The sequence below is a fragment of the Hymenobacter metallicola genome (assembly GCF_004745645.1).
Lineage (GTDB): Bacteria > Bacteroidota > Bacteroidia > Cytophagales > Hymenobacteraceae > Hymenobacter > Hymenobacter metallicola.
Genome location: NZ_SRMB01000003.1, coordinates 528,701 through 551,380, shown reverse-complemented (window position 1 = coordinate 551,380; position 22,680 = coordinate 528,701). Strand labels below are relative to the sequence as shown.

Here is a 22,680-nt window from a genome sequence, read left to right as displayed (position 1 = left end):
CAACCCCGAATGATTGATTCTATTCTGACGTGGACCGTACAGCGGCGACTGGCCAGCATCGACCATTTTCGCCAGAATCCGCACGAGGTTCAGGCCCGGGTATTTCAGGACTTATTGCAGAAAGCCCGTGCCACCGAGTGGGGGCAGCGCTACGGTTTTGCCGACGCGCCCAGTGCCGCCGAGTTTGCCCAGCGTGTCCCGGTTAGCAGCTACGAGGAGCTGTATCCGGCCATCGAGCGAGTATTGCGCGGGGAGCCCGACGTGCTCTGGCCAGGCCGGGTGCAGTGGTTTGCCAAGTCGAGCGGCACGACCAACGCCCGTAGCAAGTTCATTCCCGTCACCCGCGAGTCGCTGCACGAGTGCCACTACCGCGCCGGCCGCGACATGACGGCCCTGGCTACCTCCCTTTACCCCGAAAACCGCATCCTGGCCGGCAAAACGCTGTCGTTGGGCGGTACCCACGGCCCTAACCCCTTCCGCCTGGATGATGAGGCCTCCCGGGTGGGTGATGTGTCGGCTGTCATTATGCAAAACCTGCCTTCCTGGGCCGAGTACCTACGGACCCCGCCTCTGGAACTGGCTTTGCTCGACGAGTGGGAGGAGAAGATCGAGCGAATTGCCCGTCACGTGCTGGAAGTGAATGTGGCGGCCCTGGCCGGCGTGCCCACCTGGATGATTGTGCTGCTGCGCCGCGTTACGGAGCTGGCCGGCGCCGATAATATCACCGAGGTGTGGCCCAACCTGAGCTTGTTTCTGCACGGAGCCGTCGCCTTTGGGCCTTACCGGGAGCTGTTCCGTCAGCTGATTCCCTCCGGGCAGATGCGCTACCTGGAAATCTACAACGCCTCCGAGGGCTACCTGGCTCTGCAAGACGAGCCCAATTCCGAGGAATTGCTGCTGCTGCTCGACCATGGCATCTACTACGAATTCATTCCGGTCGACCAGTTTGATGCCGAATATCCCCAGACCCTGACGCTGGAGCAAGTGGCGCTGGGGCAAACTTACGCCTTGGTGCTTACCACCAATGCCGGGCTGTGGCGCTACAAAATCGGGGATACGGTGCGCTTCACCAGCCTGGCTCCTTACCGTATCCGCATTACGGGGCGTACCAAGCATTTTCTGAATGCTTTTGGCGAAGAGGTGGTCATCGAAAACGCCGATGCGGCCATTGCCGCCGCCTGCCAAGCTACCGGCACCACCGTGCGCGACTACACCGCGGCTCCCATCTACTTTGATGCTTCCGATTCGTCGCGTGGGGGCCACCAATGGCTAATTGAGTTCAGCCAGCCTCTACAGCAGCCCGAGCAGTTTGTGGCCGTGCTGGATCAGACGCTACGGGAGCTCAACTCCGACTACGACGCCAAGCGTCACCGCGACCTGGCCCTCAGTCCGCCCGTTCTGACTATTGCCAGCCCTGGTACTTTTACGCGCTGGCTAGCCGATAAAGGCAAGTTGGGCGGTCAGCATAAAGTACCACGACTAAGCAATTCACGGGAAATGATAGAAGAGGTGCTGCAGAAAAGTTAGCCCAGCTCCTTGGCAGTAGGGCGCCACTCCATAGTGCTACTTTTTGTAGAATACGGCATTAGGCAATGTCCTTATAAAAATCCAAAACAATGCCTTAATCTGCCCAGTGAAAAGGGCGGGGCGAGTACTTGATACATAGCGACTTATAATCATTTGCATAAATTTTATTTCAATACAAATAATTTAGTCCTTCAACCTTAGATTTTAATAGATTATGTAATATATTGTTGGATTGTTAACGTTCACGCTCACACCCGTGCCCGCTACTCCGACCTCTTCTTCTCGCCCCTACGTCTCACGCCGCAAGCGTAGCCGTTCTTCCGAACCTTCTGCGCTAAGTACCAAAGCTACGCTGGGCATGCTTAGTCTGTTGGTCTTCACTTTACTGGCTAGCCTAGTCATCATTGCGGTTAAGCTGACCAGCGCCGACCCGGGACCCGGGGCTTCAGCCGCCATGAGTCCCGCCATCACCCAATCTGTTGTAAGTCAGTAACGGCGGGACCTTTTATCGGCAAAACACTTACTCGTCGAGGAAGCCGCCGGCTAAGCGGCCCAGTACGCTGCCGCTTTCCTTACCGGCATTGCCGCCCGTAGGAGCCAAGGCCTGAATTAGCTTTTTCACCGGCATCGACTGCAGCCATACCCGGCCAGTACCTTGCAGGGTGGCCAGTAACAGCCCCTCTCCGCCAAAAATCATTGATTTGAGGCCCCCCGCCCGGGCAATACTGAAGTTGATGCTGGGCTCAAAGGCCACGACGCAGCCCGTGTCTACGCGTAGCAATTCGTTGTTGAGCTGCTTCTCAATGATGGTGCCGCCCGCGTGGATAAAGGCTTTGCCGTCGCCGGTCAGCTTCTCCAGAATGAAGCCTTCCCCGCCAAAAAAACCTGCTCCGAGGCGCTGATTGAAGTGAATACCGATCTTGGTGCCCCGAGCCGCGGCCAGGAAACCGTCTTTTTGCACAATCAGGCCATTGGGCATGGTGCCCAAGTCGATGGGAATAATAGTACCGGGGTAGGGGGCCGAAAAAGCCACCCGGCTTTTGCCGTAGCCCCCCCGGTGAGTGAAGTGGGTCATAAACAATGATTCGCCGGTAATCAGGCGGGTGCCGGCCGAAAACAGCTTGCCTAAAATGCCTTGGTCGGGTTCTGAACCGTCGCCCATCTTGGTTTCGAAGGCTATGGCTTCTTCCATGTACACCATGGCGCCGGCTTCGGCTATAACGGTTTCATTGGGGTCCAGCTCTACTTCCAGAACCTGAATATCGGAACCCAGAATGCGGTAATCTACGTCGTGGGACTGCATAGGAGAATGATTAGGGGGATAAGGAGTTCAAGTATAGCGAACTGCCGATAATCAAGGGGCTTCAGAGAAAAATAAAGAGGCTGCTCCTGCCCGGAACAACCTCTTTATCTTATACTTCAGGGCAATAGCTCGTTATTTACTCGTCGCTGAGCTCTTTGCGGACATCGGCTTCGGCGTCAGCCTCGGGCTCCGCCTTGGTACCTTTCTTTTTGGCCTCCGTGCTGGTGCGCCGCATAAACTCTTCATCCGTTTCTTCGGGCTCAGCCGCCCCGTTTTCGAGCGGAAATTCTTCGTCCTCTTCAATCTTCTCCCCAAACTGCCCGTCGCGGTTTACCAGTTTCTTGTCGCGCACGTGTTGGTTGAGGAAGTGGTTGATTTCCTCAATCGAGTAATTGGAGGTGATTTCGCCCAGAGGATTCACCTTGATTTCAAAGCCTTCGAGGTCTTTGTGTACTCGAGCCTTTTTCTCCGGGTCGGTTTTCTTGCTTTTATTAACGGGTTTCTTCGCCATGATGCATATCCGTATGTGGTGCTACGCCAGCGCCTTCCCCAAACACGAAGGCCGCTCCGTACCAACTAGTACGAAGCGGCCCGGATGCCGGATGCACGAATTTTAAAACGAGCCGTTTAAGCGCTTATCTTGCTTGCCAGGCGCTCTACTGCCGTGGTAATGCGCTGCGCGGTTTCTTGAGCCCCCAGAATGCTCATAATGGCCATCAGGTCGGGTCCGGCGGCTACCCCGGTTACCACCACGCGCAAGGCCTGCAGCACCTGCCCGATTTTGACGCCCTGGCGCTCCAGCACCATCGTGAGCAGGGTTTTGATGCCCTCGGGAGTTGTATCGCTGTGCGCGGGTAGCTCCTGGGCAAATTCCAGCAGGGCCGAGGCCGTAGCGGCGTTCCACTTCTTGCTGATAACCTGCTCGTCGTAGCTTTCCGGGGCAATGAAGAAGTACTGGGCCTCACGCCAGAAGTCCTGGGGAAACGTCACGCGCTCCTTCATGGCGCCCACAATCTGCACAGCTTTTTCTGCCGAGCAGGCAATATTGTGCTCTTGCAAGGCCGCCAGCAGGAACTGGGCCAGCTCGGTGTCGGGCTTGGCGCGCAAGTAATGCTCGTTGTACCAGCGCACCTTGTTCTGGTCGAAGCGGGCCGGCGACTTGCTCACCCGCTCGATGCTGAAGGCTTCGATCAGCTCGGGCATCGAGAAAATCTCCTGCTGGGAGCCGGGGTTCCAGCCCAGGAAAGCCAGAAAGTTGATAAAGGCGTCGGGCAGGTAGCCACTTTCGCGGTAGCCGCTGCTCACCGTGGGCTGGCCGGTTTCGACGTCGGTGCCGTGCCATTCGAGCGGGAATACCGGGAAACCGAGCCGGTCGCCGTCGCGCTTGCTGAGCTTGCCGGTGCCGTCGGGCTTGAGCAGCAGGGGCAGGTGGGCAAACTGGGGCATGGTGTCTTCCCAGCCAAAATAGCGGTACAGCAGCACGTGCAACGGGGCCGAGGGCAACCATTCTTCGCCCCGAATTACGTGGGTGATTTCCATCAGGTGGTCATCCACAATGTTGGCCAAGTGGTAGGTGGGCATGCCGTCCGACTTCATCAGCACCTTGTCGTCGATGCTGCTCGAGTGCACCACTACCCAACCCCGGATCATGTCGTTGAAGCGCACTTCTTCCTTGCGCGGCACCTTCAGGCGGATGACGTAGGGCGAGCCACTGTCCAGCAGCTGCTTTACCTCGTCTTCGGGCAGGGTCAGAGAGTTGCGCATCTGGGTGCGCGTGATGCTGTTATACTGGGGGTTGGGCACCTTAGCGGCCGTCAGGCGGGCGCGCATAGCATCTAGCTCCTCGGGCGTATCGAAGGCGTAGTAGGCGTGGCCGCTGTTGATGAGCTGCATGGCATACTCCATGTACATCGGCTTCCGCTCGCTCTGCCGGTAGGGCGCGTGCGGGCCGGGCGTTTCGCTCCAGGGGCTTTCGTCGAGCTCAATGCCGCACCACTTCAGCGACTCGGCAATGTACTGCTCGGCGCCGGGCACAAAGCGGTTCTGGTCGGTATCCTCGATGCGTAGCAGCATTTTGCCACCCATCTTGCGGGCAAACAAATAGTTATACAGCGCCGTGCGCACGCCGCCGATATGTAACGGTCCCGTAGGGCTGGGCGCAAAGCGCACCCGTACTTCTCTCTCCATATAAACAAAAATTCGCGTCGAATCTGGTAGAAACGCGACGCGAAGGTACAAAGATCAACTGGTGAAGTTATGAAATGGTGAGATAGTGAGTTTTTGCCCTGCTTGCGTAGTCTTACGCCAATCAGGCCCCTCACTATCTCACTATTTCCCTGGGTTATCCTTAATCCCGATTTCGATAAGTCAGGTAAAGAATAAGGCCCAGCAGGGTGATGCCGCCCCGGATAAGCCAGGCCACTGTTGCTCCCCATTGGTCAATCCAGGTGAGCAGCATGGACTTCATACCCAGAAAGGGCAAAACCAACGACAGCAAACCCAGCAGGAGCAGACCTAGTCCAAGTTCTTTCATACAATGAGAGGGTGAAACAGTGAGGTGAAAATCAATAGGCGCCGTAGTGCGCCAATAGAACGTAATATCCACCAAATCACTATAGCAGCCGCGCCCTACTTCACGGCGATGCAGGAAATTTCTACCTGCACGTCTTTGGGCAGCCGGCTTACTTCTACCGTTTCGCGGGCGGGGGCATAGTCGGCCTCGAAGTAGCTGCCGTATATTTCGTTGATCAGGCCAAAGTTGCCCAGGTCTTTCACGAAGATGCTGCACTTCACCACGTCGCGCAGGGTCATGCCGGCCGCGCCCAGCACCGCCTGCAGGTTGCGCATGACCTGGTGGGTTTCGGCGGCTACGTCGCCATTGCCGACGAGCTGGCCCGAAGTAGCGTCGAGAGCAATCTGGCCCGATACGTACACAGTGTTTCCGGCTTGAATAGCCTGGCTATAGGGGCCAATGGGAGCGGGGGCGTCGGGCGAGTAAATAATGGAGTTGGCCATGAAGAGAAGGTTAGAAGAAGTCGGTTTCGGGCCGAAAACTAACGAAAATGGTGGTCATACAGGCCTGGCACTTTGCAATGCTAAGGGGAAGGCCATGCACTGGTCAGGGGGCGGGAGGCGCCGCCGGAACCCGAACACTGCTCTTGCCGAAGAACTCGGCGTAGGCCTGATTGGACCAGTCCGAGGCGTCGGGCGTGATGTCATAGAACAGCAGCGTCTTGGAGGGAGCTTGCAGTGGTTCCACCACCACATCCTGACGGGGCGATTCCCAGGACTGCAGATGGGCATAACGGGCCATAAGCTGCGCATCGTAGCGGGCCGCCGCGCCACCCAGCCAATCCTGATAGGCCTGCAGAATGTTATTGACGTTATCAACCTTGTCGCGGCCCCGAGCCCGGAACTGGTCAGCCCAGAAAAAGGCCAAGACTATCCAGGCCGCAAGCAGCCAACGGACAGCGGCAGGTAATGAGAACGAGAAAAACTGTCTGGGTTGCCAGAAACGTAACGCCCAGGCATGAGTCGTCAGAAACCAGCCCAGCAGAAAGAATAGATACAGCACATTCTGCGACCGGGGCGGCATCGAAGTGCTAGTGGCATAATGAGCCAGCGAAAATACCAGGATGGTCGTGACCGGGAGCAGCAGCGTACTAAAAAGAGGGCGACGAGCCAGTTGGTTTAAAGGCAAGTCTGGGTGTCGGCTGAGGCGGGAGCTCACCGGGGCCAGGAGTACCGTAACAGAGAGTAGTACCCCGTTGCCCATCCAGTTGATCAAGGACCGGTAGGCCGACAGTGCGCCCCGGTCCGCCGCCTTCAGTAGGCTGTACTGCTGCTGGTGCCCGTGAAGCCGGACGAAGTTGCCCGGCGCCAAAAAAGCCACGGCGCAGGCCCCCACCACTACTGCACTCAATAGGAGGTACTCCCAGTCGAGGGTGCGGCGCTGTATACACCGCAGAAGCGTGAAACTAATCGTGCCGACTAAGACGGGTAGCGCGTTGGTTTCATTCCCGCCTATTACCAATACGGCCAGAAGAGCTGCTCCTGCCAGCCAGGTACGACGAGCGGCGGGAGTCGGAGCTTGGGCGTGGCGTACTAAAGCGGCCAGCCACAGCAGCGTTAGGCAGGCCGGCACCAAGTAGTTATAGCTGCTCGTAATCCAGTAGAAGCCTTCCGCCGGGCTAGGCATCTGAAATAGGAAAAGACTCGTGAGTCCGCCTGCTGCCAGCCAAGAATAGTGCGACGGGAACTGCCGGCCCAACAGCGCCCGAACCAGCAGGTACAACGCCGTGGGTAAGCCGAGCAACCCAAGCAGGCACACTAGGCCATAGCCTTCGGTGGTATTGCCGTACGCTACCGGATTCACCAACCCCCACAGGGTAGCTGCCGTGTAGCGGCCCGTCCACTGCATGTACATGTAGCCGATGTAGCCCCAGTGCCCGTGCTTACGCACATCGTTGGCCGTCAGAAAATCGTCGGCCGATGGGTGCGCGTACCAACAGAGTACCAGAAAGGGCAGCAACGCCAGCGCTGCGGCAAGGCCAAGCAGAACAAGCCGCGTCGTCGGCTGCTTTGGGTGCGAATCGAATTCTGATGCTTGCATAAGAGCAAAGGTGGCATCTGAAACCGGAATCAGCGGCCAGCAAAGTCTCAAAAAAAGAGCGCTCCGGGTAAGAGCGCTCTTTTTAAGTTGCCGGAAAGGGGATGGTTATTCTACCGTCACCGATTTAGCCAAATTGCGGGGCTGGTCGACGTTGCAACCACGTAGCACGGCAATGTGGTACGAGAGCAGCTGCAGCGGAATTACCGATACCAGCGGCATCAGTACTTCACTCGTAGCCGGAACCTCAATCACGAACTCTGCCATGGGCGGAATTACGGTGTCGCCCTCGGTAACCACGGCAATGATACGGCCCTTGCGAGCCTTCACTTCCTGAATGTTGGATACTACCTTCTCGTATGAGCTGTCTTTGGTCGCAATAACAACCACTGGCATGTTCTCGTCAATCAAGGCAATAGGACCGTGCTTCATTTCGGCCGCTGGGTAACCCTCGGCGTGAATGTAGCTGATTTCTTTCAGCTTCAGGGCGCCTTCCAGGGCCACGGGGAAGTTGTAGCCGCGGCCCAGGTACAGGAAGTTTGGCACGTCGCGGAAGATTTCCGAAATCTGCTCGATTTCCGTGTTGAGCAGCAGCGCCTTTTCCACTTTCGCCGGGATGTTGCTTAGCTCCACCATCAGCTCACGCAGCTTGGAGTCGGTGAGGGTGCCGCGCTTGTGGCCCACAATCATAGCCAGCAAAGTCAGCACGGTTACCTGAGCGGTGAAAGCCTTGGTTGAGGCGACACCAATTTCAGGACCGGCGTGGGTGTAAGCACCCGCGTCGGTAGCCCGCGCAATGCTCGAACCTACTACGTTGCAGATACCGAAGATTGTCGCGCCCTTGCTCTTCGCCAGCTCTATAGCCGCCAACGTATCGGCCGTTTCACCCGACTGCGAAATAGCCAGCACGATGTCGCGCTCGGTGATGATGGGGTTGCGGTAGCGGAACTCCGAGGCGTACTCTACTTCCACCGGAATGCGGGCCAGATCCTCAATCAGGTACTCGGCCACTAGGCCAGCGTGCCAGGAGGTGCCGCAAGCCACAATGATAATCCGCTCGGCATTCACAAACTTCCGCTCGTAGGCCCGAATGCCACCCATGTTCAGGTGGCCGGCTTCCAGCTCCAAACGACCCCGCATGGAGTCGAGGATAGAACGGGGCTGTTCGAAGATTTCCTTCAGCATGAAGTGCTCGTAGCCACCTTTCTCGATGCTGTCCAGCTCCATTTCCAGTTTCTGGATATAGGGCGTCTGCTGCACGTCTTCCTTGGTGCGGATGTCGAGCTTCCCGTCGCGGATAACCGCAATTTCGTAGTCGTTTACATACACTACCTCGTTGGTGTACTCAATGATAGGCGTGGCGTCGGAAGCCAGGAAGAACTCGTCTTTGCCCACCCCGATTACCAGCGGCGAACCTTTGCGGGCCGCAATCAGCTGGCCTGGGTCGTCCTTGCTCAGCACCACAATGGCGTAGGCACCTACTACCTCGTGCAGAGCCAGGCGCACAGCTTCTTCCAAAGAGCAGCTGTTTTGCTTTTGAATCTCTTCAATCAGGTTGACGAATACCTCCGTGTCGGTGTCGGACTGAAACACGTGGCCCTGCTTCTGCAAGTGCGTTTTCAGCGCCGCGTAGTTTTCAATAATGCCGTTGTGAATGATGGCAATCCGCTCGGAAGTGGAGTAGTGCGGGTGTGCATTCGAGTCGTTCGGCTCGCCATGGGTGGCCCAGCGCGTATGACCCATACCAATATGGGCGTGGGTATCCTTTTCGGCTATAAAGGCTTCTAGGTCGTTAACCTTGCCTTTCTTCTTGTATACATTGAGCGCCCCGTTGAGCAGGGCCACGCCTGCTGAGTCGTAACCGCGGTATTCCAAGCGGCGCAGACCTTTCAGAATAATGGGACAGGCTTCGCGGTGCCCGATGTAAGCGACAATTCCGCACATAGTGTGTCAGAGAAAGAGATGTTGAGAGAAAAATCACTCCGGCCCGGCCCTTCAACAAAGGCCGTGCCGGAGTGATTCGTGTAAAGGAAGCTGAGCTTTAGCGCAACTTGGAAGAGTATACGCGGAGCTTGATATTCTGGGCATCAATTATGCCCCGTTTTAAGGACAATTCATAAGAGCGCCGCAGGACCGGGCTTAGCATCAAGGCCGCAGCCTGTTCGCCTAGCTGATTCGACAAGTTTGCCTGGAGATAGGTGGTGATGACCACGCTATAGAATTTGTTGTTGGGGTCCCGTTCGTTTAGCGTTACCAGGGCTTCGTTGCCTTGGCCATTGGGGTTGGCCAGGTTCGTCTGTACGACACGCTCAACCGGCGAAATACCGACTGTGCGCTGCAATACCCGGTTCTTGGCATTCAGCTCGTAGAGAAAGGCCTGGGTAGCAGTGGGAAACAGAGCCGTATTGGCCGAATTAACAACCGGAATAATGAGTTCCGCACGGTTGATGGCCAGGGCGGATTGCTCCCGCAAAGCATTCAGGCCCGGAATGGTTAGCCTGGCGGCCAACCCCAACCCCGACTGCATGTATGCCACGCTGTCAGCCAATCGGATGGATTTCGTGCCGTCCGTCAGCTGGTCAAAGGGAGCTTTCAGAACGGTGGCAATCTGGGTGTAGTAGCGCGGGGCGTTGGCATCGCTACTGTTGTAGGAGTTGCCCAGGCGAATAGTGAACGGCTGCGGTACGTAAACTGGGTTTTTTGCCCCGGTTTTCGTATTCGTCGCGTGGAAGTAGACGTAGACCCGGGAGTCGCTAGACCGGTTCAGGGGTACTATGCTCTCGTTGTGGTTAGACGAAGGAGCAATGCCCAATCCCTTCCAGATTTCCGTCAGTTTCGCCTGGTTAAACGAAGCATCGTTCAGGGCTGCAAACAAGCGGATGGCAAATTCCGAGTTCCGCACTTTGTCTTTGTGCAGCACCAGGCGGATGGTTGGGTCCGGTTCCGTGGTCGTAGTAGTACTATCCACTGAGCCAGGGCCTTTGATGCCGGTTACAGGGTCCTTTACTAGCTTTTTTAGTCCGTTTGGCTTCTCTACTTTCTTGGTCCGGGTCAGGGAGCTTACCAGGTCACTGCCAATAACAGTGCCCAGGGAGACATTTAGCACGCCGGCATTATAAGTTTTCTTGTCGTCCAGCGGAGCCGCCAAGTTGTACAAGTCGAAGTGTACGGGCTTGGAGCTGCCCGACACCAGCGTGACGTCGGTGAAATTGGAAACCACCACCACCGAGTCGAGCTTGGCATCTTTAAACTGATGCGGCAACGAGTCGGCGCTGGCCCGCAGGTTAAACAGGGCCTTGGCCGTGGTCGTGCCCAGGCGGGCATCGGTCACACGCCCCACCAACACCTGATCCGAATTCAGGGTTTCTACCGAATCCTGCAGAATAGTGGAAGCATTTACGCGGTAGTCGCGGAACTCCGTGTTAATAGGGGAAGTGCCCGGCAACTCAACGTCTAAGTCGTTTGGATCCTCGCAGCCAGTGGCCGCGAGCAGCAACGCTGTGGAAATGAAGGAAACCGAGGCTACTCGGAAGGCTCTATTAATTGGCCAATTCATTATAAAGCGTGTAATAAGAAGAAAGCAGATTTTCGTCGGCGCTTACTTGGCCAATCTGACGTTTCTGCGAGTACTCGGAAAACATGGCGTTCAGGTTGTCGCTGAAATCCTCGTCGGACTTCACTACCGAGTCAGCGTATTCCATGCCCACTTTGATGAAGCCGCCAAAGTCGGCCGATTTCAGCGCTGCAAGCATTTCATCATCGATGTCCAGCATTTTGGCCTTCTCGATGATGTCGCCTTCAAATTTGTGGCTGAACTCGTTGTTGTAGATGGTAAATACCGACTTGGCATCCTTGAAGATGGGGTCTTTCTTGTACGTCGTCTTCAAGTACATCGGAATCAGGCCCGTCATCCAGTCGTTGCAGTGCACGATGTCGGGTGCCCAGCCCAGTTTTTTCACGGTTTCGAGTACGCCCTTGCAGAAAAAGATAGCGCGCTCGTCGTTGTCAGCGTGGAACTTATCGTTTTTATCGACCAGCACCGACTTGCGGTGGAAGTAATCTTCGTTGTCGATGAAGTATACTTGCAGCTTCGCATTGGGAATAGAGGCCACTTTGATGATAAGCGGCTTTTCCTCTTCCCCAACGGCGATGTTGATGCCAGACAGGCGCACTACCTCGTGCAAACGGTTCTTACGCTCGTTGATAATACCGAAACGGGGCACGAAAATGCGGATTTCCATCCCCATCTCCTGCATTCCCTGCGGTAGCATACGCAGAAACTCCGCTACCTTGGTCGTCTGCAAAAACGGGTTAATTTCCGTGGCAGCGTAAAGTATTCTCAACTTGGACATATAGAGTCAGTTGGTGTGATTGGGATAGGGCAACACTTTGGGATGCACAAAATTAAGCATTTTTGAGCGAATTATCAATTAAACCTGCCCCGGCACCCTGCCAACGGGCCTTTTCACCCTATGGAGATACTCCAATCGGCTGCCGCGTTGCAAGCCCAGACAGAAATCTGGCGTCAGAACAACTTGCGCATCGGACTCGTGCCCACCATGGGCGCCTTGCACGAAGGCCACCTGCAACTGGTGCGGGCCGCCGCCCAAGACAACGACGTGGTCGTGGTCAGCATCTTTGTGAACCCCACGCAGTTCAACAATGCCGAAGACTTCCGGCTTTATCCGCGCCTGCCCGAGGCTGACGCGGAACTGCTGGGCCCGGCAGGCTGCACCGCTCTGTTTATGCCTTCCGTGGAGCAGATATATCCGCAGCCCACGGTGTTGCGTTTCGACTTTGGTCCGCTCGAGCGGGTCATGGAAGGGGAGCATCGGCCGGGACACTTCCACGGCGTGGCTACGGTGGTCAGCAAGCTATTTCATCTGAGCCGGCCGCACCGGGCGTATTTCGGGCAGAAGGATTTGCAGCAAGTCGCTATTATCCGGCAGCTGGTGGCCGATTTGTCCTTTGATCTGGAACTGGTGGCGTATCCCACCATTCGGGAGGCCGATGGACTGGCTATGTCTTCGCGCAACCGCCGCCTCTCGCCCGAGGCCCGGGCCGTGGCACCCCGCCTGTACCAAGGATTGGCCCTGGGAGCATCGTTGGTAGCAGAGCAGGGGCTGACTCCGGAAGCCGTGCAGCAGGCCGTCGAGCAGTTTCTGGCCGCCGAACCCGGAATTGAGTTGGAGTATTTTGCTATTGCCGACAGTCGCACGCTGCAGCCCATAACGGGCAGCTGGCCGGCCGGTAGCCTAGTGGCCTTGTGCCTGGCCGCCCAGGTTGGCGGGGTCCGCCTGATTGACAATGTACTGGTGAGCCTGCCGGAGCGGAGTTGAGCCTGGGGCGGCCGTGAAGCGTTCAGCGTGATTTAGCTACCTTTGCGGCCTGAAAATCACCCGTCCTTTTCTCATGCATATCGAAGTTCTCAAGTCCAAAATTCACCGGGCCAAGGTTACCCAGGCCGAGCTGCATTATGTCGGTAGCGTCACCATCGACGAAGACCTATTGGATGCGGCCAACATGGTGGAAAATGAGAAGGTTACTATCGTCAACGTCAACAACGGGGAGCGTTTCGAAACGTACACCATTCGCGGTGAGCGAGGCTCGGGCATGATTTGCCTGAACGGGCCCGCGGCCCGGCGCGTGGCCGTGGGCGACATTGTTATTATTTTCTCGTATGCCCTGATTGATTTTGCCGAAGCCCGTACCCACAAGCCTACGCTGGTGTTTCCGGATCAGCACAATCGGCTGGTATAAGAGCCCCTCATATTACCTGGACCTAGGCTTCGGTCTGGGTTAACGGGGGCTCTGATGCAAGCTTGTTCTTGGTATTTGTTGCGTGTACGGCATTGATGAAAAAGCTGCTTAATATTCTAAAATACGCTCTGCTCTTATCGGTGTCGGGGCTGCTGATGTGGTATGCCGTGCAGGGCCAGGACCTGAGCAGCATTGGCCGGCACATGCGCGAAGCCAACTACTCCTGGCTGATTATCACTATGGTTCTGTCGGCGCTGGGCTATTTCAGCCGGGCCTACCGCTGGAAAATGCAGCTGGATGCTTCCAAGTACAAAGCCCCCTTTTGGGATGTGTACCACGCCATGATGGTGGGCTACTTGGCCAACCTCGTGCTGCCCCGTATGGGCGAAGTAATTCGCTGCTCGGTGTTGCAGCGCACCAGCCGCGTGCCAGTGCAGGTGGCCATCGGCACGGTGGTAACCGAGCGGGTAATCGACGTACTGGTACTACTGGGGCTGCTGGGCGGTACGCTGCTGCTCGACTTCAATACCTTCTGGTCGTTTGTGACTGATAAACTCCTGGACGGCCGCTACGATGCGCTGGCTCGCAACCGAACCCCGTTATTGGTAGCGGGCGGTATTGCCCTGGTGCTGCTGCTAGGCCTGGCCTACGCCTTGTTTCGTAACCTGGAGCGGCTGCGGCAAAGTGCGCTCTTCAACAAAGTGGTGGAGTTTGTGAAAGGCCTGCTGGCCGGGGTATTCAGCATTCTGAAGCTAGAGAACAAGAGCCTATTTCTGTTCCATACCTTCTTTACTTGGTTCGTGTATTACCTGATGGATTACCTGGCCTTCCGCTGCTTTCCGGCTACCTATTCGCTGGATATGAAGGCTGGGTTGGCCGTTCTCACATTTGGAGCTTTTGGTATGGCGGCTCCCGTGGCTGGTGGCATTGGCCCATTTCACGTCATGGTGCAGGGCATTCTACTTGCTTACGGTATCAGCAAAGAAGCGGGTATTGCCTATGCCCTGGTGGTGCACGGCTCCCAGACGCTGCTCGTCGTGTTCATGGGTGGCGTGAGCTTCGTGGCTAGTATGATCAAATCGGGTCGGACAATGCGGGAACTTGCTACGGAGCCGGCCCTAGCCGTAACAACTGATGTGGAGTAAAGACAAAATTGTAAGCCCCGCCGAGCTACTGCCCCGGCTGGCGCAGTGGCGCAGGGAAGGCAAGCGGGTTGTATTCACCAACGGCTGCTTCGACCTGCTCCACCTAGGCCACGTCGACTACCTGGAAAAAGCCCGTAACCTGGGTGATGTCATGGTCTTGGGCCTGAATACTGACGCGTCGGTCAGCCGGCTCAAGCCCGGCCGGCCTTTGCAGGACGAAGTGTCACGGGCCCGTATTCTGGCCTCCCTTTTGTTCGTGGATGCGGTAGTATTGTTCGACGAGCCCACCCCGCTGGAGCTGATTACCTTGGTCAAGCCCGACATCCTGGTGAAGGGCGACGACTATGCTGTCAGTGGAATTGTAGGCCACGAATTGGTGTTAGCAAACGGGGGCCAGGTACTAACCGTACCCCTCGTAGAGGGCTACAGCACTACTCGTATCGTCGAGCGGATACAGGCCCAGTTTCACTCCTAGCAACTTCACTCATGTACTATAACTCAAGTCCGATTATTTTCCTTGTCCTGGCGGCAATGGTGGTAAGCTGGCTGATTCAGTGGCGGCTCCGCAGTAAATTCTCGCAGTACGCCAAAATCGGTTTGCAGTCGGGCCTGTCAGGTCGGCAGATTGCCGAGCTCATGCTCGCCGACCACGGCATTACCGATGTGCGCGTCATTTCAACCGAAGGCCGGCTGACCGACCACTACAACCCGGCCGACAAAACCGTGAACCTCAGCGAGGCCGTCTACGAGGAGCGTAGCGCCGCCGCTGCCGCCGTAGCCGCCCACGAGTGCGGCCACGCCGTGCAGCACGCCACGGCCTACAGCATGCTGCAGTTTCGCTCGGCCATGGTGCCGGCCCTGAGCGCCGTATCGACCTGGATGCCCTGGGTGCTGATGGCCGGGGTGTTTATGATTCGCACCACCATGATTCCCCTGGGCGTTGGCATTGCCTTGTTTTCCCTGACCACGCTCTTTTCCTTCGTTACCCTACCGGTCGAGTTTGATGCTAGTCGGCGCGCCCTGGCCTGGATTGATAAGCGCGGTATCGTGACGACGCAAGAACATGCCATGGCTAAAGACGCCCTGTGGTGGGCCGCCATGACCTACGTCGTAGCGGCACTTAGCTCCTTGGCTACGCTTCTGTATTACGTCAGTATCTTCCTGGGGGGCCGCGACCGGCGTTAGCGCCTGAGCTTGCCGGGAAGAATATAGCAGCAGCCGCTCCGAGAATAGGAGCGGCTGCTGTCTTTTTGCCCAATACCGCTGCTACCCACGAAGAGCAGCCCGCCTAAACTTGCCCGGCCGTATTTTGGTTACTAAGCGGCTAGCCGAATAAAAATGAGGCCCACCTGCTTATTGTCCAACATCTAGGGGCTAATTTTGAAGCCAAGTTCAACCGCCTCCGGGCTGTACTCTTTCCCTCCCACCCAAGCGTATTTCTAATGGATTTTCAGCTCACTGAAGAACAACTCGCTGTCCAAGCAGCTGCCCGTGACTTTGCTCAGAGTGAACTCTGGGCCGGTGTCATCGAGCGTGACGAACATCAAAAATTCCCGGCCGAGCAAATCAAGAAGATGGGCGAGCTGGGCTTCCTCGGTATGATGGTAAGCCCTGAGTACGGCGGCGGTGGCATGGATACCGTATCGTACGTGCTGGCCATGGAAGAAATTTCCAAAGTCGACGCTTCCTGCTCGGTTATTATGTCGGTAAACAACTCCCTGGTGTGCTGGGGGTTGGAGAAGTACGGTACCGAGGAGCAAAAGCGGAAATATCTGCCCAAGCTCACCAGCGGCGAAATCATCGGTGCCTTCTGCTTGTCAGAGCCCGAGGCCGGCTCGGATGCAACCATGCAGCGCACCACGGCCGAAGATAAAGGCGACCATTACCTGCTGAACGGCACCAAGAACTGGATTACCAACGGCTCGTCGGCCTCGGTGTATCTGGTCGTGGCCCAGACCAACCCCGAACTCAAGCACCGCGGTATTAACGTGCTGATTGTTGACAAGGACATGCCCGGCTTCGTGGTTGGTCCTAAGGAAAACAAGCTGGGCATCCGGGGTTCCGATACGCACTCCCTGATGTTCACCGACGTGAAGGTGCCCAAAGAAAACCGCATCGGCGAGGACGGCTTCGGCTTCAAGTTCGCTATGCAAGTGCTGGCCGGCGGCCGCATCGGTATTGCGGCCCAGGCCCTGGGCATTGCTTCCGGTGCCTTCGAGTTGTCGCTGAAGTACTCCAAGGAGCGTAAAGCTTTCGGAGTCGAGATTGCCAAGCACCAAGCCATTCAGTTCAAGCTGGCCGACATGGCTACCAACATCGACGCAGCCCGCTTGCTATGCCTGCAGGCCGCCCACGACAAGGATGCTCACCAGGACTACGCCAAGTCGGGAGCTATGGCAAAGCTCTTCGCTTCGAAAGTTGCTATGGACACTGCCGTTGAGGCCGTGCAGATTCATGGTGGCTACGGTTTTGTGAAAGAATTCCACGTGGAGCGCATGATGCGCGACGCCAAAATCACCCAGATTTACGAGGGAACTTCTGAGATTCAGAAAATTGTAATCTCTCGTGAATTGCTGAAGTAGTTTTGGAATTGCCTAAAAGTCAGAATCATTGCATTAAACCCAGCCATAAATTGGCTGGGTTTTTCGTTTTTGTGAATTTTTATATGTTATTTTGCATTGTCTAAATCCAACCCCTCAACTGGTCGGTTTTAACCTGCTACCCCAACCACCCCCTAGAATATGGAAGATTACAATAAAGTGATAGAGTCGCTTGGTGTACGATACATTAAAGCGAAAAATCTGGTCCTCCAGCAGCCGTTTACGGTTCGTAATTATTATGATGTTGGCAACAATCTGATTCTGCTGCACAAGGGCCGCATTGCCTTCGGCGACGAGGAGCAAGTAGTGGAAGAAGGCGAAATGCTCTTCATTCCCGGGGGCCGCGCTACGAAGGTAAGCTACGGGGAAGCCGCTGGTAAAGTCATTACCAACGACGATCTGATTAGCAATAAGGATAAGTTCTTCCACTCCAACGCCGATCTAGACCTGATTGGCGACGCGGAGGAAAGCCATAGCCACGTAAGCTTCGAAGCCAAGGTATTCGACTCGGTAAACTTCTTTGCCTCGCTCGACGTGCCCGCCTTCCTGATTACGGGCAACTCCAAGCTGGCCAACCTGGTAATTAAAGTAGTAGAGGAGAGCCTGCAGGAGCTGCCGGGCCGGGAGCGTCTCATCACCATCTACACCGAGAACATCGTGGTGGAGATTGTGCGCTACATCTTGAAGAACAAGATGTTCGTGGAGCAGCTGGCTACCAACAGCACCTACTTCAAGGACCCCCGCCTCATCGACCTGTTCAACTACATCAAGGAGAACATCGGCGGCGACCTGTCGAATAAGGTGCTGTCGAGCGTGGCCAACGTGAGTGAAGACTACGTAGGCCAGTACTTCAAGATGCTGACCGGCATCAACCCCCAGGATTACATCGAGTATCAGCGTATGGAACGCGCCGTATTCCTGCTCCGCACCACCAAGAAGAGCATTCGCGACATTGGTAAGGAAGTAGGCTACAAGGATACGGCGTACTTCTGCCGCCGCTTCAAGATGATGTTCGGCATTCCGGCCGGCAAGATGCGCCGCCGCGAGTCGGCCATGAATATCTAGGCAGCTGCCCGGCTTTTCAGCCGGTGTAAGTGTCACACGCAAAAGAGGATACTACCCCAGGGTGGTATCCTCTTTTGCGTGTGGACTACCGCTACTGCCGCGGGGTGTTTGGCGGGTCAGAACTGGCTGCGCAGGAGCTTGTGCTTGTCGTCCAAGACCAAGGGATGCTTGTTGAACCAGGCGGCAAAGTCATCAAACCGGATTTTGTTGATGGAAAGCCACTTGGTAAAACCGTCCTCATCGCCCATCATCAAAAGCCAGTGATTGTAAGCCTCGGCATAGCCGGCCTGGGCAATCTGTTGCTGATAGTCGACTAGGATGTTACTGGGATATTTCTCGTCCAGCTTCATGCTGTAGTAATTGACTACAAAACTGGACCGAATGGCATCCAGCGTCGTGAGATTGATAGTCCGATGCCCACCGACGGCCACACCCATACAGGTTTCGTACGAGGCGCTGTAGGGCATCTTGAACTTTTTGTGCTTAACATCAGCCACGCTGACTACCAGGCTAGGGGCCAGACTGATAGCAGTGGCAGAGTCATTAGGGAAAGTAATTTCGCTCTTATAGGTGTCGTAGAGCAGTTTACTCATCTCGGCCGTGCGCGGGCTGTTGCGCTCCAGGTTCATAAACACTTCCCCGTAGAGCAAGCCCCACATTTCAGAGGTGGAGCTCAGGTAGATTTTCGCCGCCCGGAAATAGTTAGAGGGAAATGCAGGCGCCACTTCGATGCCTTTCTCGTAGTACTCCAACGCTTGCGTATACTGCTTCTGCCCGAGCTTCATATTGCCCAGCTCCAAGTACAGTGACCCGGAAGCAGGAAATTGCTTCAAGCCACTTTCGTAGGTAGCCACCGCCTTTTTGGCATCGCCATCCATGTCGTAGCTGTTGCCCAGTAGCTGAAATACCTTGTCGCTGGCATCCTTATGCGTAAGCAGGGGAGCCAGCATCTTAATAGCTTGCCCATACTCCTTCTGCATGTAGAGGGCATAGCCCAGCTCGTAGGGATAGTTGAAGTCTTTTGGGTCCAAGCGCCGGGCTTCCTCCAGCAGGACGATAGACTGGGCCAGATTCCCATTATCCATCAGCTTGATGGCTTCCATGCCTTTAGTGTAGGCTTGCTCCTGGGGCGTCTGGGCAACCGCCGGTGCGGCAATGGTGGTCAGAAACAGACCAACTAAGAATGAGTAAGGTTTGGGCATAGAAACGGGTCAATAGGTGGTAGATGCGGAAATAGAAGCACGACTCTCAGAATGCGGTATGTAAGCTAAAGGTAATTTTCAAAAGCGGGCGGCGGCCAAGAGCCCACAACGCAAAAAGTCTCACCAGGAGGTGAGACTCAGCAGGGTAGCAATACTACGGGCTTACTCTAAATCTTCATGTCGAGCACCGCATTGAACGTGCGCACCACTTTCGACATATCGGCCAGAAAGTCCGGGGCTTTCTCAATCTGGTTGCCAATAACAATAACATCGGCGCCGGCAGATAGGGCAGCATGGGCCTTTTCGACGGTGTTGATGCCGCCGCCCACAATCAGCGGAGTATCGGTGGCCTGCCGTACGGCCCGAATCATGGCCGACGAAACCGGGTACATAGCTCCGCTACCCCCATCAAGGTACATCAGCCGCAGCCCCAGCTGTTCGCCCGCCATGGCCGTGCAAGCGGCAATAGTGGGTTTGTCGTAGGGCAGGGGAGTGGTGCCGCTCATGTAGCTGGCCGTGGTCTGCCGGCCCGTATCGACAAGCATGTACCCAGTTGGCAGGATTTGCAGGTTGCTGGCCCGCAGCAAAGGGGCCGCTACCACGTGCTGGCCAATCAGGAAGTCCGGGTTGCGGCCCGAAATCAAGGAGAGCAGCAAGATGCCGTCGGCCTGGGTGTCGAGGTGCAGGCTATGGCTGGGGAAAAGTAGCACCGGCACGGCGCTACAGCTCTTTATCAAACGAATGAGCGACGCCTGGTGAGAGTTCATCACCAGGCTGCCGCCCACAAAAAAGTAATCAACAGGATTTGCTTCACTCAACTCCAGTAGGCGCCGGCACCCGGCCTCATCCAGATGGTCCGGATCGAGCAGGACAGCCAAAGATTTCTGGCCCCGGGCGCGGCGCTTACTGAGGGTTTCATACAGACTGGTGAGGCGCATCCGCTTCGTCGTGGTGATACGTAAAGTCGATATCCTTCGTCTCGGGCTCGACTGTGAATGAGCCAGGAGAAGTTGCAAGGTCGGGATTTTTGTCCATAGGCAAATATTCGCCGACCTTTTTCGCTACGTACGCCATCAAAACGGCCGTTACCTGGGCCAGCAGCATCTTGCCGGTATCGGACTGCAAAAAGCTCTGGAATGCGGAGGCGACCAAGCTCGGGCCTTCTGAAGAATAGGAAGCCTGCGACTGGTAGGATTGAACCGGGTACCGCCCCGTGCGCGCACGGGAAACAGGCGGGAACGGGTCCATGTCCGAGTCGGTATGGTACACGTCGGGCGCCAAGTGGGCCCGCTCGTGGGTCGAACTCTGGTAGCCGCGGTCGGCTTGGTGACTGTGGGCCGAGCCAAAGCCTAAATCATCAGCTACGGCCGTATCTACGTCGGAGAAATGCTTCCCGCTGTGCCGTAGCTTTTTTTTGGATTGACCGATGCGCTCGTGCGTATCCCATTCGTCCAAGCCGGCGTCAAACGCAGAAGGCTTCTTGCTGCTGAACGCTTTTTTGATCAGCCAAATGCTGCTCAGCAAACCGGCACCGATAAGCGCGTATTTGCCGGCCGTTTGGGTTTTTTCCTTGATTTCGTCAACATCGCCCTGCAAGGCCCGCTCGTACTCAAGCTTTTGGCGCTCCAGAAACTCTCTTTCGTCGTCGAACAGTGGGTTGGTCAGCTCAGCCATGAGTAGATTATGCTTGACGTTTGTCAGATTTGTAGATAGTGTTGTTCAACAGCTTGTCCGCTAAGCCTTGGAACAGCTTTTTGTCGACGCCCACCAGGAAGATAATCAGCAGGGCCAAATAGAACCCGGCTACGGCGCCAAAGCCCCAGAAAGAGCTGTCGAAAGCGTCGTTCAGCGCCAAGCCGGCGAAAATGCTCAGAAAAATCAGGAACATCAGCGCAATCAGGCCCATGGCGGCACCGTGCATGGTACCCACAAAAGCCAGCTTGACTTTCTCCTGAACTTCGAGGCGAACTAAGTCGATACGGGTATCGAGGTAGCCTTTCAGGTTGCCCACTAAGCTGTCGTTGCGGGGCGTTTTGGAAGCGTCGTCGTCGTAAGCCATACGGCGGGGAGAAGAATAGCGAGAAAAGATGTTAGATAGGTCGGCGGCCAAAAACGAAGCGCGTAAGCCTCTTTTTCGGTTTGGTCGTTCATACGCAAAACGGCACTCCGTGTCTGAATTTTGCGTTACTTTTACTATATAAAGTCCCGTTTTGAGCCAAAATCATTATCAGGTACTCGGCGTTTCAGCTACCGCTACGGCTCAGGAAATCAAGCTGGCCTACAAGCGGTTGGCTATTCAGTTTCACCCCGACAAGCACGGCGGTAATACCCAGTATGAAGAGCAGTTCAAGGCCGTCAATGCTGCCTACCGGGTACTGAGCGACCCGGGCCGGCGCGCCTCCTACGACCACCAGCTGCGGGCGGCCGTCTTGCGGGCGGAGGAAGCCCGACGGCAACAGCAGTACCGAGCCCAGGGGCAGCACGTGTATGGCGTACCCATGCCCCCGGCCGAGCCGCTCCGCACCCGCCGCCCCGCCGATTCCGCGGAGCGGCATTACCGCACCATCTCCAAGCGTCGCCCCAAGTTTACCCGGCGCGACTACCTGCTGACGGGCGGTTTGTTCGTGCTGCTGCTACTGTTCGTGGTTTCGGTAAAGGTGACGATGGACCACGTGACGGCCGTCAGCAATTATGAAAAAGGACTACAGGCCTATGCCAGCCAGCAGTGGAGCACTGCCCACGGCTTCTTCTCCGAAGCGCTGGAGTTTAAGCCGCGTCATCGGGAGGCGTTGCGGCACCGAGCCGAAATCGAGCAGCACATCTACCACAACTACAAAGCGGCCCGCAACGATTACCAGACCGCCTTGCACCAGAACAACTCGCCTCGGCAGGCGGCCGTGCTGCTGTACCGCTTAGGGCAATGCCAGTCGGCGCTGGCCCAGAAGGATTCGGCCCAGTATAATCTTACCCGGGCCCTGGCGCTCGATTCTACCTTAAGCGGCGCCTGGCTGGCCCGGGGTGAACTACGGCTGTTCGATTTGCTGCAGTTTGAGCCAGCCGTTAAAGATTTTTCGGTTGGTCTGCGCCAGCGGGAAGCCGCTGGTAAAACGGTGTCCTTAAAATACCTGACGTACCGTGGCTTGGCGTATTATAAGCTGCGGGACTTCAGCGGCGCCCGGGAAGACTATCGTCAGGTGCTGCTCAAAAATCCGAAGAATGGGCAGGTTCACTTTTTACTGGGCCGCTTGGCGCAGCAGGAAGGAAACCGGTCGGCCGCCTGCGAGTTTTTTCGGCGAGCTATGCAGTTGGGCTACCTCTACGCCGGTGAAGCCTTGAGCCAGAGTTGTCCCTGACCCCGCTGACAACAGGCCTTAAAACAACCCCGGTTGCTATTTAGGAGTGAAGCACGAATTGATCATCTAATTTTTTTAGTAAAAAATATACTAATATAATTGGCAGTGCGTATCAT

23 protein-coding genes are annotated in these 22,680 nt (G+C 56.2%); 10 read left to right on the top strand and 13 right to left on the bottom strand.

What is annotated here, in order from left to right:
• The first annotated feature begins 9 nt into the window (after positions 1-9).
• Positions 10-1,527 (top strand): GH3 auxin-responsive promoter family protein, encoded by a 1,518-nt coding sequence (locus tag E5K02_RS17570; protein ID WP_135396509.1) that lies wholly within the window; start codon positions 10-12, stop codon positions 1,525-1,527.
• Between the two features lie 358 nt (positions 1,528-1,885).
• A complete protein-coding gene (locus E5K02_RS26085; protein WP_262709862.1) occupies positions 1,886-2,020 on the top strand; it encodes a hypothetical protein in 135 nt (44 codons plus the stop codon).
• Between the two features lie 27 nt (positions 2,021-2,047).
• Here the strand turns inward: E5K02_RS26085 and E5K02_RS17565 are convergent, their stop codons facing one another.
• The 9 genes from E5K02_RS17565 to E5K02_RS17525 form a co-directional block, all read right to left on the bottom strand.
• Positions 2,048-2,830 (bottom strand): TIGR00266 family protein, encoded by a 783-nt coding sequence (locus E5K02_RS17565; RefSeq protein ID WP_135396508.1) that lies wholly within the window; start codon positions 2,828-2,830, stop codon positions 2,048-2,050.
• 136 nt (positions 2,831-2,966) lie between these two features.
• Positions 2,967-3,341, bottom strand: coding sequence for a hypothetical protein (locus E5K02_RS17560; RefSeq protein WP_135396507.1), 375 nt, complete (start codon positions 3,339-3,341; stop codon positions 2,967-2,969).
• 116 nt (positions 3,342-3,457) lie between these two features.
• Positions 3,458-5,017, bottom strand: coding sequence for a glutamate--tRNA ligase (gene gltX / locus E5K02_RS17555; RefSeq protein ID WP_135396506.1), 1,560 nt, complete (start codon positions 5,015-5,017; stop codon positions 3,458-3,460).
• Between the two features lie 160 nt (positions 5,018-5,177).
• Entirely contained in the window at positions 5,178-5,363 is a 186-nt protein-coding gene (locus tag E5K02_RS17550) for a hypothetical protein (protein ID WP_135396505.1), read from the bottom strand.
• A 95-nt stretch (positions 5,364-5,458) separates the two neighbouring features.
• Positions 5,459-5,845 (bottom strand): RidA family protein, encoded by a 387-nt coding sequence (locus E5K02_RS17545; protein ID WP_135396504.1) that lies wholly within the window; start codon positions 5,843-5,845, stop codon positions 5,459-5,461.
• 103 nt (positions 5,846-5,948) lie between these two features.
• Entirely contained in the window at positions 5,949-7,442 is a 1,494-nt protein-coding gene (locus E5K02_RS17540) for a DUF6056 family protein (protein ID WP_135396503.1), read from the bottom strand.
• A 105-nt stretch (positions 7,443-7,547) separates the two neighbouring features.
• Positions 7,548-9,383: a glutamine--fructose-6-phosphate transaminase (isomerizing) gene (gene glmS / locus E5K02_RS17535; protein ID WP_135396502.1), complete on the bottom strand. Its 1,836-nt coding sequence runs from the start codon at positions 9,381-9,383 to the stop codon at positions 7,548-7,550.
• A 97-nt stretch (positions 9,384-9,480) separates the two neighbouring features.
• Positions 9,481-10,995 (bottom strand): DUF4270 family protein, encoded by a 1,515-nt coding sequence (locus tag E5K02_RS17530; RefSeq protein ID WP_135396501.1) that lies wholly within the window; start codon positions 10,993-10,995, stop codon positions 9,481-9,483.
• The gene (locus tag E5K02_RS17525) at positions 10,979-11,791 is read right to left on the bottom strand and encodes a glycogen/starch synthase (protein WP_100338327.1); all 813 of its coding nucleotides are present in this window, start codon (positions 11,789-11,791) and stop codon (positions 10,979-10,981) included. The genes E5K02_RS17530 and E5K02_RS17525 overlap by 17 nt, the downstream gene beginning before the upstream one ends.
• Before the next feature lie 120 nt (positions 11,792-11,911).
• On the opposite strand from E5K02_RS17525, the gene panC reads away from it, so the two are divergent.
• From panC to E5K02_RS17490, 7 genes are all read left to right on the top strand, one after another.
• Positions 11,912-12,778 (top strand): pantoate--beta-alanine ligase, encoded by an 867-nt coding sequence (gene panC, locus E5K02_RS17520; RefSeq protein ID WP_135396500.1) that lies wholly within the window; start codon positions 11,912-11,914, stop codon positions 12,776-12,778.
• A 73-nt stretch (positions 12,779-12,851) separates the two neighbouring features.
• Positions 12,852-13,199, top strand: coding sequence for an aspartate 1-decarboxylase (gene panD, locus E5K02_RS17515; RefSeq protein ID WP_135396499.1), 348 nt, complete (start codon positions 12,852-12,854; stop codon positions 13,197-13,199).
• A gap of 95 nt (positions 13,200-13,294) precedes the next feature.
• Positions 13,295-14,344: a lysylphosphatidylglycerol synthase transmembrane domain-containing protein gene (locus E5K02_RS17510; RefSeq protein ID WP_135396498.1), complete on the top strand. Its 1,050-nt coding sequence runs from the start codon at positions 13,295-13,297 to the stop codon at positions 14,342-14,344.
• Positions 14,334-14,819 (top strand): D-glycero-beta-D-manno-heptose 1-phosphate adenylyltransferase, encoded by a 486-nt coding sequence (gene rfaE2, locus E5K02_RS17505; RefSeq protein ID WP_135396497.1) that lies wholly within the window; start codon positions 14,334-14,336, stop codon positions 14,817-14,819. Before E5K02_RS17510 ends, rfaE2 begins: the two co-directional genes overlap by 11 nt.
• An 11-nt stretch (positions 14,820-14,830) precedes the next feature.
• Entirely contained in the window at positions 14,831-15,529 is a 699-nt protein-coding gene (locus tag E5K02_RS17500; protein WP_135396496.1) for a zinc metallopeptidase, read from the top strand.
• A 257-nt stretch (positions 15,530-15,786) separates the two neighbouring features.
• On the top strand, positions 15,787-16,926 hold the full coding sequence (locus E5K02_RS17495) for an acyl-CoA dehydrogenase (RefSeq protein ID WP_135396495.1): 1,140 nt from the start codon (positions 15,787-15,789) through the stop codon (positions 16,924-16,926).
• Positions 16,927-17,085: 159 nt separating this feature from the next.
• Positions 17,086-18,009 (top strand): helix-turn-helix domain-containing protein, encoded by a 924-nt coding sequence (locus E5K02_RS17490; protein ID WP_135396494.1) that lies wholly within the window; start codon positions 17,086-17,088, stop codon positions 18,007-18,009.
• A 116-nt stretch (positions 18,010-18,125) separates the two neighbouring features.
• On the opposite strand, the gene E5K02_RS17485 is transcribed toward E5K02_RS17490, so the two are convergent.
• The 4 genes from E5K02_RS17485 to E5K02_RS17470 form a co-directional block, all read right to left on the bottom strand.
• A complete protein-coding gene (locus E5K02_RS17485; RefSeq protein WP_135396493.1) occupies positions 18,126-19,211 on the bottom strand; it encodes a tetratricopeptide repeat protein in 1,086 nt (361 codons plus the stop codon).
• 167 nt (positions 19,212-19,378) lie between these two features.
• The gene (locus E5K02_RS17480) at positions 19,379-20,149 is read right to left on the bottom strand and encodes a geranylgeranylglyceryl/heptaprenylglyceryl phosphate synthase (protein ID WP_135396492.1); all 771 of its coding nucleotides are present in this window, start codon (positions 20,147-20,149) and stop codon (positions 19,379-19,381) included.
• Positions 20,127-20,885: a hypothetical protein gene (locus E5K02_RS17475; RefSeq protein ID WP_135396491.1), complete on the bottom strand. Its 759-nt coding sequence runs from the start codon at positions 20,883-20,885 to the stop codon at positions 20,127-20,129. The genes E5K02_RS17480 and E5K02_RS17475 overlap by 23 nt, the downstream gene beginning before the upstream one ends.
• A gap of 7 nt (positions 20,886-20,892) precedes the next feature.
• Entirely contained in the window at positions 20,893-21,270 is a 378-nt protein-coding gene (locus E5K02_RS17470) for a phage holin family protein (RefSeq protein WP_135396490.1), read from the bottom strand.
• A gap of 151 nt (positions 21,271-21,421) precedes the next feature.
• Here E5K02_RS17470 and E5K02_RS17465 point away from each other — a divergent pair, with 151 nt between their 5' ends.
• Positions 21,422-22,564 (top strand): J domain-containing protein, encoded by a 1,143-nt coding sequence (locus E5K02_RS17465; RefSeq protein WP_135396489.1) that lies wholly within the window; start codon positions 21,422-21,424, stop codon positions 22,562-22,564.
• Positions 22,565-22,680 lie beyond the last annotated feature (116 nt).

Coding starts and splice junctions, on each gene's coding strand:
- E5K02_RS17570 (WP_135396509.1), top strand. CDS start 10: ATGATTGATTCTATTCTGACGTGGACCGTACAGCGGCGACTGGCCAGC.
- E5K02_RS26085 (WP_262709862.1), top strand. CDS start 1,886: ATGCTTAGTCTGTTGGTCTTCACTTTACTGGCTAGCCTAGTCATCATT.
- E5K02_RS17565 (WP_135396508.1), bottom strand. CDS start 2,830: ATGCAGTCCCACGACGTAGATTACCGCATTCTGGGTTCCGATATTCAG.
- E5K02_RS17560 (WP_135396507.1), bottom strand. CDS start 3,341: ATGGCGAAGAAACCCGTTAATAAAAGCAAGAAAACCGACCCGGAGAAA.
- gltX (WP_135396506.1), bottom strand. CDS start 5,017: ATGGAGAGAGAAGTACGGGTGCGCTTTGCGCCCAGCCCTACGGGACCG.
- E5K02_RS17550 (WP_135396505.1), bottom strand. CDS start 5,363: ATGAAAGAACTTGGACTAGGTCTGCTCCTGCTGGGTTTGCTGTCGTTG.
- E5K02_RS17545 (WP_135396504.1), bottom strand. CDS start 5,845: ATGGCCAACTCCATTATTTACTCGCCCGACGCCCCCGCTCCCATTGGC.
- E5K02_RS17540 (WP_135396503.1), bottom strand. CDS start 7,442: ATGCAAGCATCAGAATTCGATTCGCACCCAAAGCAGCCGACGACGCGG.
- glmS (WP_135396502.1), bottom strand. CDS start 9,383: ATGTGCGGAATTGTCGCTTACATCGGGCACCGCGAAGCCTGTCCCATT.
- E5K02_RS17530 (WP_135396501.1), bottom strand. CDS start 10,995: ATGAATTGGCCAATTAATAGAGCCTTCCGAGTAGCCTCGGTTTCCTTC.
- E5K02_RS17525 (WP_100338327.1), bottom strand. CDS start 11,791: ATGTCCAAGTTGAGAATACTTTACGCTGCCACGGAAATTAACCCGTTT.
- panC (WP_135396500.1), top strand. CDS start 11,912: ATGGAGATACTCCAATCGGCTGCCGCGTTGCAAGCCCAGACAGAAATC.
- panD (WP_135396499.1), top strand. CDS start 12,852: ATGCATATCGAAGTTCTCAAGTCCAAAATTCACCGGGCCAAGGTTACC.
- E5K02_RS17510 (WP_135396498.1), top strand. CDS start 13,295: ATGAAAAAGCTGCTTAATATTCTAAAATACGCTCTGCTCTTATCGGTG.
- rfaE2 (WP_135396497.1), top strand. CDS start 14,334: ATGTGGAGTAAAGACAAAATTGTAAGCCCCGCCGAGCTACTGCCCCGG.
- E5K02_RS17500 (WP_135396496.1), top strand. CDS start 14,831: ATGTACTATAACTCAAGTCCGATTATTTTCCTTGTCCTGGCGGCAATG.
- E5K02_RS17495 (WP_135396495.1), top strand. CDS start 15,787: ATGGATTTTCAGCTCACTGAAGAACAACTCGCTGTCCAAGCAGCTGCC.
- E5K02_RS17490 (WP_135396494.1), top strand. CDS start 17,086: ATGGAAGATTACAATAAAGTGATAGAGTCGCTTGGTGTACGATACATT.
- E5K02_RS17485 (WP_135396493.1), bottom strand. CDS start 19,211: ATGCCCAAACCTTACTCATTCTTAGTTGGTCTGTTTCTGACCACCATT.
- E5K02_RS17480 (WP_135396492.1), bottom strand. CDS start 20,149: ATGCGCCTCACCAGTCTGTATGAAACCCTCAGTAAGCGCCGCGCCCGG.
- E5K02_RS17475 (WP_135396491.1), bottom strand. CDS start 20,885: ATGGCTGAGCTGACCAACCCACTGTTCGACGACGAAAGAGAGTTTCTG.
- E5K02_RS17470 (WP_135396490.1), bottom strand. CDS start 21,270: ATGGCTTACGACGACGACGCTTCCAAAACGCCCCGCAACGACAGCTTA.